This window comes from Streptomyces thioluteus, from assembly GCF_039535865.1.
In genome coordinates this window covers 1-10,881 of sequence record NZ_BAAAXZ010000007.1, presented here as the reverse complement: position 1 = coordinate 10,881, position 10,881 = coordinate 1, and the positions used below count along the sequence as shown (strand labels likewise).

Sequence of the window (10,881 nt, the reverse complement as noted above, 5' to 3'; positions counted from 1 at the left end):
GCGCCGCCTCCGGCCGAGTTCCTGCGGATCATGCACCAGCTGCTGCTCGGCGAGAACGGCTTCTACGACGAGATCTTCGAGGCGCTGCGCATCCCCTACGAGCCGGTCCGCTGCTCAAGGACATCGACGCCTCGCACGACGACGACGTCACCAAGGCCGCCCGCGTCTTCGAGCTGATCCCCGCGTACCGGGGTGCGCGGCCACGTCATGGCCGACACCGACGCTGGAGTACCGCCAGCGCAAGCACCCCGACCTGGACATCACCGAGCACGGCCTGACCCTCTGGGACCTCGAGCGGCGACTTCGCGTCGCGCGGCTTCGCCGGCAAGTCCCTGATGAAGCTGCTCGCGACACTCCTGGGCGTCTGCGCGACTCGTACTGCCGCACACCGGCATCCGAGTTCATGCACATCCAGGAACCCCAGACGCAGCGCAAGGTGATCCCCAGGACCGCGTCGAGCGCCCGCACAGCACACACCATGCCGGAGCGCGAGGAGCAGCTGCGCATCCTGCGCCGCCTCACGCGGCCGAGGCGTCGAGACGTTCCTCCAGACCAAGTACTCGGCCAGAAGCGCTTCTCGCTCGAAGGCGGCGATGTCCGTCATCCCGCTGCTGGACTCGGTGCTGGACGCGGCCGCCCGAGGCCGCCTCGACGCAGGTCGTCATCGCATGGCCCACCGCGGCCGCCTCAACGTCCTGGCGAACATCGTCGGCAAGTACGTACGCGCAGATCTTCCGCGCGAGTTCGAGGGCAACCTCGACCCGAAGTCGATGCACGTGCTCCGGCGACGTGAAGTACCACTTGGGCGCCCGAGGCACCTTCACCCGGCCTGGACGGCGAGCAGATCAGGTCTCGCTGGCCGCCAACCCGTCCCCACCTGGAGACGGTCGACCCGGTCGTCGAGGCATCGCCGCGCCAAGCAGACATCATCGGCAAGGCGGGCACGGACTTCACCGTCCTGCCGGTCCGCTCCACGGCCGACGCGGCCTTCGCGGGCAGGGCGTCGTCGCCCGAGACGCTCAACATGTCGCAGCTGCGCGGCTACCGCACCGCCGGCACCGTGCACATCGTCTCAAAACCATCGGCTGTCACCGCGCGCCGGAGTCCTCCCGCTCGTCGATGTACTGCACCGACGTCGCGCGGATGATCGAGGCGCCGATCTTCCACGTGAACGGCGACGACCCGGAAGCAGTCGTGCGCATCGACGCCTCGCCTCGAGTTCGCCAGACGTTCAACAAGGACGGTCGTCATCGACCTGATCTGCTACCGGCGCCGGGCCAACGAGTCGGACAACCCCCAGTTCACCCAGCCGCTGATGTACGACCTGATCGACAAGAGCGTTCGGTGCGCAAGCTCTACACGAGTCGCTGATCGGCCCGGGCGACATCACCTGGAGGAGGCCGAGCAGGCCCCTGCAGGACTACCAGGCCAGCTGGAGAAGGTCTTCGTCGAGGTCCGCGACGCCGACGCCAGCCCTGTCCCGGCGGAGGACCCCGCGGCCCCCCTCCGGCCCGAGTTCCCGGCCCCCCTCGACACCGCGATCTCCGCCGAGGTCCTCAAGCGGATCGCCGAGTCGCAGGTCAACACGCCGAGAACGTCACGGTGCACCCGCGCCTGGTGCCGCAGCTGCAGCGCCGCGCCGCCAGCATCGAGGACGGCATGATCGACTGGGCATGGGCGAGACCCTCGCCTTCGGCTCGCTGCTGATGGAGGGCACCCCCGGTCCGGCTCGCCGGCCAGGACTCCCGCCGCGGCACCTTCGGCCATCGCCACGCCGTGCTGGTCGACCGCGAGACCCGGCGAGGACTACACCCCGCTGCCTGCTGACCCATGCTCCGATGACCAGGCGCGCGTTCAACGTCTACGACTCGCTGCTCAGCGAGTACGCGCGATGGGCCTTCTGAGTACGGCTACTCGCTGGCCCGCCCGACGCCCTGGTCCTCTGGGAAGCCCAGTTCGGCGACTTCGTCAACGGCGCCCAGAGCATCACGGACGAGTTCATCTCCTCCTCCGAGCAGAAGTGGGGCCAGACGTCCGGCGTCACGCTCCTCCTCCCGCACGGCTACGAGGGCCAGGCCCGGACCACTCCTCGGCCCGGATCGAGCGCTTCCTCCAGCTCTGCGCGCAGAACAACATGACGGTGGCCATGCCCACCCTCCCCTCGAACTACTTCCACCTCCTGCGCTGGCAGGTCCACAACCCGCACCACAAGCCGCTGATCGTCTTCACCCCGAAGTCGATGCTGCGTCTGAAGGCCGCGGCGTCCAAGGCGGAAGAGTTCACGAGCGGGCAGTTCCGCCCGGTCATCGGCGACGACGGCGTCGACGCCGCCGCCGTCCCGCAAGGTACGTCTTCTGCTCCGGCAAGGTCTACTACGACCTGGAGGCCGAGCGTCAGAAGCGCGGCGCCACGGACACCGCCCTCATCCGCCTCGAGCGCCTGTACCCCGCTCCCGGGTGCCGAACTCCAGGCGGAGATCGCCAAGTTCCCCCAACGCCCAGAAGTACATCTGGGCCCAGGAGGAGCCGGCGAACCAGGGCGCCTGGCCGTTCATCGCCCTCAACCTGATCGACCACCTGGACCTGGCGGTCGGCGCGGACGTCCCGGCCCCGGAGCGCCTCCGCCGCATCTCCCGCCCGCACTCGTCGTCCCCGGCGGTCGGCTCGGCGAAGCGCCACCAGGCCGAGCAGACGGCACTGGTGAACGAGGTGTTCGACGCCTGACGCGGATCTGATCCCGTCGGCTGAACGACCCGGGGGCCAGTGCCGCTCTCGTGAGAGCGGCACTGGCCCCCGGGTCGTTTCCGGCCCCCGCTTATGACGATTCCGTCATGTAGGGTGAAACCATGACGGCTGCCACCCGACGAGAGATCTATCGGCACCTGCGCTCACTCGCCGAACACTTCACGCCGCCCGCGCCCTTGAGCTCGCACGTCGAGATCAGCGACGGTCAGATCGTCATGATGATGAGCCCCGCCGGCCGTCACGACCTCGCCGCACTGCGCATCGAGCGCCAGCTCCAGCCGCAGCTCCCCCCCGGAATCGTCGCCACTACCTCCGGTGACATCGAGGATGCCGATCTCGGTCAGCTGCGCCGCCCCGACGTCCTCGTCCTGCCCGAGGCGGCCATGGACACCGATGACGCCATCAGCCCGAAGGCCCTGCTCGCAGCTGTGGAAATCGTCTCCCCTTCCAATCCGGAGAACGACTACGAGAGCAAACTGCGCCACTACCCCCGGCTCGGCATTCCGCACTATCTGATCGTCGACCCCCGCGACGGCACCTGCGTCCACTACTGGGCCATCACCTCGAAGAGCGGTACCTCCGAGTACAGCGCCCGAGTTCCCTACACCTTCGGAGACAAGATCACCATCAACGAGTGGGTCATCGACACCGGTGAACTGCCGCGCTACAACGAGGCATCGCATTGAACACCGCCGTCCTCGTCCGCTCCCGAAGAGTCGAACTCGGCCTCTCACAAGCCGAGCTCGCCACCCGCGCAGGGACAGGGCAGGCCTTCATCTCACGCGTCGAGTCCGGCAAGGCCATACCGACCATCCCCGTCCTCCAGCGTCTGGCCGCGGCCCTCGAATGCGAGATCACCGTGAGCCTCACGCCCTACCGGTAGGCGGACCCGCACCGCTGGTGATCAGTACGGGTCCTGGGCTGAATCCCTGCTTACACCACTGTGGTGGCGCTCGCCTCGATGCTGCGGTAACCGGTCTCGGGGTCGAAGTAGTAGAGAACGACCTTCGCCTTGCTGCCCTTGAAGAACTCCCCATTGATGGGCGGCAGATAGACCCGCGTCTTGTGGCTGTTGTAATCGCACACAAGCTTGTCGGTCTTGACGATCGCCGAACCCGTCGCCCCCGCATTGATGCTGACATCGGTCGCATTGGCGACCAGCCAGTCCCGTGAACCCGCGTCGCAGGAGTACGTGAACTCCACAGCAAGGCCGGGCGACTTCAGCGCGACCTTATCGATCGTGACGGCGTAACTCTTCGCGGCGGCGACCGGCGCGAGACCCACCGCCACGGCACCGATCACGAGTGCACCAGCGCAGCCCGCCGCGATGCGACGGCCGATCCGTGATGTCTTCACCGAGTTCCTCCTCCATGTCGTTTGCCTGCTGTCACCACGATGCGGATAGAACTCACGGCTCAGCCGACAAGCTCGATCCCGGTATGAGTCCCCTCCGCGTCGACGTCGGGGTAGAAACCCAGGTTCCCGTTGTTCCAGCTGATCAGGACGTCGTTGACCCGGTTGTCGCTGTTGGTGTACGAACCCGTGGTGAGGGTGCGCGCGTTCTTCCACGGCGACTCCGCATCCCTGATCTTGAGCCGACCGTGGTAGCCCTTGGCGTCAACACCGGGGAAGATACTGGTCTCCCCGTCCTTCCACCGGATGAGCAGGTCGGATGTCTTCTTTCCTGTGAACTCCCCGGCACTGATCTCTGCTGCGTTCTCCCAGGACTTCTGGGCCTCGGACAACTGGACATGTCCATCCAGCTTCTTGGTGTGGATATCGGCCTGGAGGGATGTCGAGCCGTTCTCCCACAGGATCAGGACATCGTCGCGCCGACCGTCACCGGAGTACGCACCGACGGTCACCAACCGGGCATTCGCCCAGAAGCTGGTGGGGTGGTCCTTGTCGATCCCGTGCGCGAGCATCCGTTCGTCGTGCACACCCTTCAGGTCGAGGTGGCCGTACTCGGTCACCTCCGCATCCTTCCACCGCACAAAAAGCCCGTCCGAGCCACTCCCGGCGAAGTTCCCCGCGGCAATGGCGCGAGCGTACTGCCAGCTGCTGCCGGGCGGGGCAGGGACTTTGTACTCGGCAGTGAACGGAGTCTTGGGGTCGGCATTGTCCGAACCTTGGAAGATGCTCGCCGTTCCGTCGTTCCAGACGACGAACAGATCCATGTGGCGCTTGCGATCGGCCTCGCTGGTAGTGAAGTAGCCGGATGCGGTGTAGGCGACCTCCTTCCAGTCGCGACGCGACAGGAGTGTGCGTGACGATACGGACTGGATCCAGCCGGCGATGTCGTCAACGCGAGTGTCGAGTGCATCCTTGCGCGTCTCGGCGCTGTCGGAGCCGAGGCATCCGCCCTGCCAGGACTGGCTGTTGACGCCGACGAGCTCAGCCCGGCCTCCCAGCAGGCGAAACGCCGGTCCACCGGTGTCGCCCTGGCAGAGGGCCACCCCATCCTTGCTGGTGACGCCGACCGACGTGTTCTTGACCGCTCCTACGGCGAACTTCCCGTAGTGCAAACGGTCCGGAACCCACTCGTCCCCGGTCCGGCCGTAGCCCGACGCCCAGACGTCTTCGCCCTGGAGGAGCGGGTTGAAGCCGATGGCGAGGGGAGCGACCCCTTCGGCCGGCTTGGCCAGGCGGGCCATCACCACGTCGCGGTCGCCACGGGGCACAAGCTCCACCACGTCCACCACGCTGCCGCCGCCCCTGGACAGATCCGTGCGGCCGATCGTGGCAGTGGTGCTCAACCTCGGTGCCCCGGCCGGTACCTTCAAGCTCTGGGCAGGATTTTCAGCAAAGCAACTGGCGGCCGTGATCAGCCATTCCTTCTCAACCAGCGCAGCAGAACAACTACGTTGACCACCGATGTCGAGCTTCGCCGTGAAAGTGAAAGAGTCGTTGGCCGTCTGCCCCACAACAGCCTGTGCCGGTGATCCAGTGAAAACGCTTGCCGCTAGTCCCGAAATAATCAATCCAGCGGTCCACGCCGCGCGCGGACGTCTGACAGGCATGCTGCATCTCCCTCTACGAACCAGGATTCAACCAAGGAACAAACTTCAGTTGAGCGGTGCGATCCCGATGCCTGACGTCCAGATCAGCCAGTCACTCGAATCTCCAGCAGCACGGAGCGCTTCCCGGCGTCACCTGCTTCGCCAAGCGGTGTGTACTCGTTCTTCGGGGCGTTGACCACGGTGTCCTTGGCCTCACCCCTGATCGTTGCACGGACCGGGTGGTCCTGAGTCAAGATGCCGTAAGCATCAGGGAGTTCCATCGTGAGGTAGCCCTGCTTGCCCTTGACCATGAAGCAGAAGTCCTTCTGCCCGGTCCGGGACTTCACCATGACGTCGTGGGAAGCACTGCAGTCAGCGAGGAGGATGCGCCCATCGCCCTTGCGCAACGTGATCCCCCGCTCCTGAAGGATCTTGGCAGCACCCGGATACTCGAACTTCTCGACAGCGAAGGGCATCTCGTCATCAACGGCTGCCGCGCCCGCCGCCGCAGAGGCGGCGTTCGGCACAGGTCGCGCCGCTGCCGTTGACGCGAATCCGGCGCACGAAGCCAGCACCAAGAGGGCGCCCACAGCAAGGGTTTTCCAGGCATGAGACATCGCCATGCTCACCTTCCGGCGCACGCCGGGGACACTCGCCGTCCCCGGACAATGACCGTCAGTAAAGCGCATGGTAGTGTCGCGTGGCACGCACCCTCAATCAGCAGTCGTTGAGGGGTAGTTCTGGCACCACGGGCGCGCCGGATGCGCCCACCATCCTTCTCGATTCGCGGCTGTACGTGCCGGGCTCGGGCAGTGTGGAAGCTGGCCTCTCGGCGCACGACTCGAATCCGAAGTATGGCTTCACCGAAGCACCTTTGGCCGGAAAGAGACCGTGTACATGAGACACCGAATACGCTCCGAGGGCAGACCACAAGAGCGTCGCAGAACACAACCTCGTAGTTCTGTCGGTCGGTTCAAGCTCTGGACCACCTGCGCCGCACTTCTTCCCGCCACCCTCCTGACCGGGCTCCTGTCCGGACCGGACGCCCTGGCCGACCCCGCCGACGATGCCGAGCTCACTGGCCGGGCAGCTGTCGTCGAGAGTTGGCGGTACGGCGGCGTCGGCATCAAAGAGGCCGCCGAACGGGCCCTGTTGGGCACCGACGACGACGTCAAGAAGTTTTTCACCGACAAGGACGACATCCAGTACGACGACGATGCGGTCGACGCCAGCCGCATCTTCAACCTGGGCGGCCCGGGGGTTCGGGAAGCAGCGAAGAAGGCACTCACAGGCAGCCGCGAGGACCTCCACGCCTTCCTGTTGAAGGGATGGAAAGCCGCCCTCGAGGACGACCAGCGGGTCGAGGCATCGCGGGTGATCCACTACGGGGGCACCGGCGTCAAGGAAGCGGGCACGGCGGCCTTGAAGGGCACCGCCGCGGACATCACGAAGTTCCTCGAAAGCGGACAGTACGACGCTCGCGAGACCGACAACCAGGTCGAGGTCTCCCGGATCATCAACGCCGGCGGCCCCAATGTGAAAGCGGCGGGCAAGCTCGCCCTCAGCGGCACCCCCGGGGACGTCGTCGAGTTCCTGAACGTGGGCCAGTTCACCGCCCGCAACCGCGACCAGGAACACGCCTCCATCGAGGAACTGACCGAACAGGCAGAGCGGGCGGGACTGCGGGCGGAAGAGGCGACGGAGGCGGCACAGAAGGCGTCCGCCCGTGCCGTCGCCGCCTCCCAACTCGCCAAGGAAGCAGCCAAGAAGGCCGCCAGGGAAACCGAAGCGTCCAGAAAAGATTCGGCAAGGGCCGCGGTCAAGGCCCAGCAGGCCGCGAACGCCGCACGCGCCGCTGCGGACGCCGCCCAGCAGGCGATCGGTGCGGCCAACGCCGCCCAGCGTTCGGCTCGCATCGCCGCCCTCGCCGCCGCGCAGACCGCGAGTGCGGCCAATGCGGCCGCGGAGGCCGCGACCCGGGCGTACAACGCCTCGATGGACGCGGCCCGTGACGCCAGCAAGGCCGATGCCGCGAAGAACTTCGCCAAGGCCGCACGGCAGGCCGCCGGGCTGGCGAAGAAATCAGCTGATGCCGCTCAGCAGGCCGGAAAGGCGTCGTTGGCCGCAGGCCTGGCGGCGAGCTCCGCCCGCAGCGCCACCGGCAACGCCAACGAGGCGGCCGACGCCGCCGACGAGGCGAACCGGCACGCCGAGGAGGCCGGCGTCCACTCGGCCGAGGCCCAGGCGGCGGCTGCCGAGGCACGTCGTCACGCGCGGGAGGCCGACCGTGCGGCCGGTGCGGCCGAGTCTTTGGCCCGCAGGTCCGCCGACGCCGCCTTCGAGGCCCGGGACGCCGCCAACAGCGCGGCCGACCACGCGAACAAGGCGGCGCAGGCCGCCGAAGAGGCGGCAAAACACGCCGGTGAGGCCAAGGATGCCGCGAAGGAGGCCACGAAGCAGGCCAACGCGGCCAGGGCAGCGGCCGACGCCGCGAGCGCGGCGGTCGCCACGGCCAAGAAGGTGTTCGCGATCGCCCGGGAGACCGAGGCGGAGGACCTCGCCACGCGCACCGCTGCGGCCATGGAGCGCGCCAAGTCCGAGCAGGCGCAAACGTACAAGTTCACTGCCGCGACCGCGTCCACCGTGGTGGATGCCTGGAATCTGGACGACGTAGCCAAGAGCCTTGCCGCTGAGGCTGCGAAACCTGACGCGGATGTCAAGACGATAGCCGCCAAGGGTCGCGACCTGGCCCTGCGCGCTTTGAAGACCCGCGGGTCCTTCGGCCAAGAAGCGGCCGCTCAGGCACTCTCCGGCACCGACGCGGATGTTATCGAGTACCTGCGTACGGGCTGGGGCAAGTCCGTGCAGGACGAGCTGCGTCAGAAGGTCGTGGACCTGAGTGTCCAGAGTCCCTTCGAATCCGTCCGGACCGCCGCCCAGAACGCCCTCAAGGGCAGCGACCAGCAGATCAAGGACTTCTCCACCACGGGCCAGTACGAGGCCGGATCCGCCGACTACGGCGTCCAGGTCTCCCGGATCTTCAACTCCGGCGGCCCCGGCGTGAAGGAGGCCGCCAAAGCAGCCCTGGCCGGCAGGAACCCCAAGGACCTGGCCGTCTTCCTGGCCAGTGGGCAGTACCAGGCCCGGAACAGCGACGAAAGCGTCCTGGCGTCCAAGCTCGTGGGCAGCGGCGGCCCGGAGGTGAAGGCAGCCGCCAAGATCGCCCTGGTCGGCTCCGCCGACCGACTGCACGAGTTCATCCAGGCCGGCCAGTACATCGCCGACCGCAAGGACCAACTCGCCGCCACCCACGTCGCCCAGCTCGAGCGCCTCATCCACCAGGGCGAGGTCATCGAGGCCAACGCCCAGCAGAACCGCTGGATCGCGGCCAAGGCAGCAGCCGTCGCGAACAACGCCTCTGCAGAAGCCCAGAAAGCCGCCGACCAGGCCAAGAAGTCGGCCGACCAGGCCAAGGGATACGCAGCCGACGCAGCCAAGTCCGCAGACAGAGCCGAACGTTCGGCAGCCCAGGCCGCGAAGTCTGCCATCACAGCCCGCAACGCGGCGAACGAAGCCGACCACGCCGCCGACGAGGCCGAGGAGTCCGCGGCCCAGGCCAGGTTCTCCGCCGACTACGCCCGCACCTCGGCCAGCCTGGCAAACGAGTACTCCGAAAGCGCCCATCGTTCCGCCTTGGCAGCAGGGAAGAGCGCCGAGGAAGCCAAATCCCTGGCCTCGCAGGCTTGGACCGAAGTTGTCAAGAAACGTGAGGCTGAACAGGCTGAGGCAGAACGCAAGGCAGCCCAGCAGCGAAAGCAAAAAGAGATTGAACAGCGAGAGAAGAGGGAGAAGGCGAAAAGGGTCTGCCACCCCCGTTACGGCGGTAACGAGATAGGCGGCCTACTGGCCTGCGCTGTCGCGCCGGGCGAATGGACTATAGACACCACGCCACCCGACCCCACTCTGTCCGCCATCGCCTTAGAATTCATTGGGTACAACAACGCCAGGGATTGCGCCAAGGACCCCACCCTCGGCAAATGCCTTATGGCTGCAATGGTTCTTGCGCCTACACCATGGGGCAAGGGCAAGAAGGCCATAGACGGCATCGAAATCCTCGCCAAAGGAACCAGAGCCTACTATGAGATCTCAGGGGGGTTCAGGGTGACAGTAACCGCCGAGGAAATCATCAGCATCAACCGGGGGTTCGGGGGCAGCACGATAGTGAACGGGAGCATTGAAAGTATGATGACATCAGCAAGCCGCCTAAACGGCTTTTGGAACAAGACTGCGCTTGTCGTACGGAACATCGCAGCCCCAGGAGGACACTTGTTCGACAACGGAAACAAGCGGACTGCCTTGGAAGTTGCCAGGCTGCTGATAGAGCGCAATGGAGTCATGACCGACGTCACCCGAAAACAGCTGTCTGGGGTCGTCGAAAGGGTCGGCACAGGAGAGCTGCGCAAAATATCCGACATCGCATCGGCTCTGAAAGGGTACTGAGTTCAGAAAAATGAGCATCGAAGAAATCATGGAGACCCTTGGTCTCCGCAAGGTAACCATGCTCGTCAAGGTGGATGACGAGAGGATGGCACAAGGTATGCGGCCGTGGACTGTAGTGCTATCCGGCACTCTAGGCGAGCAAGTATTCGCCCGGGCAGATTCCTCAAGCTAGGCGAATGCTTTCAGGAAATCATCAAGGATTTCAATAATCGCCAAGGGGACTGGGGCTGGCTCACTGAACTATTCCAGCGGTATCTAGACGCGTCACAGGTACTCGACTGACGCCACAAAGGGCCGCGCAACCAATTCGCGCGACCTATTCTGAGGGGTGGTGGGCCTTGTGCTCACCCCCCACCCAGGCCAGAAGAACCCCTGCAGAGGAACTCGACCCGGCAGCGCTCGTGCAGCCCGCGCGAGCACACTTGCCGATGGCGAAAGCCCAGGAAGCCAATCTGTATGGCCTGGTCCGCCGCCGCCAGTGACAACTTACTGGATCAACACGATCCTGGTGGAGGATCCGCACCCAAAAGCGGGTCCTCCACCAGGTTCCGCAATCCTTGGGCGATATCACGCGTGTCGCGTATTTCACCGGTTGTCACAGCGATCACCAGACGCTCTGCCATGAAACGGGGACGTCT

General features: G+C 65.9%; 6 protein-coding genes and 1 pseudogene. 4 read left to right on the top strand and 3 right to left on the bottom strand.

Translation table 11 applies throughout. The features are described from left to right. The 3 genes and pseudogenes from ABD794_RS00895 to ABD794_RS00885 form a co-directional block, all read left to right on the top strand. Positions 1–2,723, top strand: a pseudogene (locus ABD794_RS00895) (multifunctional oxoglutarate decarboxylase/oxoglutarate dehydrogenase thiamine pyrophosphate-binding subunit/dihydrolipoyllysine-residue succinyltransferase subunit); the annotation flags it as partial. Positions 2,724–2,845: 122 nt separating this feature from the next. After that, complete coding sequence (locus tag ABD794_RS00890; RefSeq protein WP_344960367.1) at positions 2,846–3,430, top strand: Uma2 family endonuclease; 585 nt, start codon at positions 2,846–2,848, stop codon at positions 3,428–3,430. Continuing rightward, positions 3,427–3,627 (top strand): helix-turn-helix domain-containing protein, encoded by a 201-nt coding sequence (locus ABD794_RS00885; protein WP_344960366.1) that lies wholly within the window; start codon positions 3,427–3,429, stop codon positions 3,625–3,627. The genes ABD794_RS00890 and ABD794_RS00885 overlap by 4 nt, the downstream gene beginning before the upstream one ends. A gap of 50 nt (positions 3,628–3,677) precedes the next feature. On the opposite strand, the gene ABD794_RS00880 is transcribed toward ABD794_RS00885, so the two are convergent. From ABD794_RS00880 to ABD794_RS00870, 3 genes are all read right to left on the bottom strand, one after another. Then, positions 3,678–4,100, bottom strand: a complete 423-nt coding sequence (locus ABD794_RS00880) for a hypothetical protein (protein WP_344960365.1) — start codon at positions 4,098–4,100, stop codon at positions 3,678–3,680. A 59-nt stretch (positions 4,101–4,159) separates the two neighbouring features. Beyond that, positions 4,160–5,668: a S1 family peptidase gene (locus tag ABD794_RS00875; protein ID WP_344960364.1), complete on the bottom strand. Its 1,509-nt coding sequence runs from the start codon at positions 5,666–5,668 to the stop codon at positions 4,160–4,162. 179 nt (positions 5,669–5,847) lie between these two features. Next, positions 5,848–6,366 carry a hypothetical protein gene (locus tag ABD794_RS00870; RefSeq protein WP_344960368.1) on the bottom strand — a complete coding sequence of 173 codons (519 nt, stop codon included), beginning with the start codon at positions 6,364–6,366 and terminating at the stop codon, positions 5,848–5,850. A 529-nt stretch (positions 6,367–6,895) separates the two neighbouring features. Here ABD794_RS00870 and ABD794_RS00865 point away from each other — a divergent pair. Then, positions 6,896–10,243 carry a hypothetical protein gene (locus ABD794_RS00865; protein ID WP_344960363.1) on the top strand — a complete coding sequence of 1,116 codons (3,348 nt, stop codon included), beginning with the start codon at positions 6,896–6,898 and terminating at the stop codon, positions 10,241–10,243. Positions 10,244–10,881 lie beyond the last annotated feature (638 nt).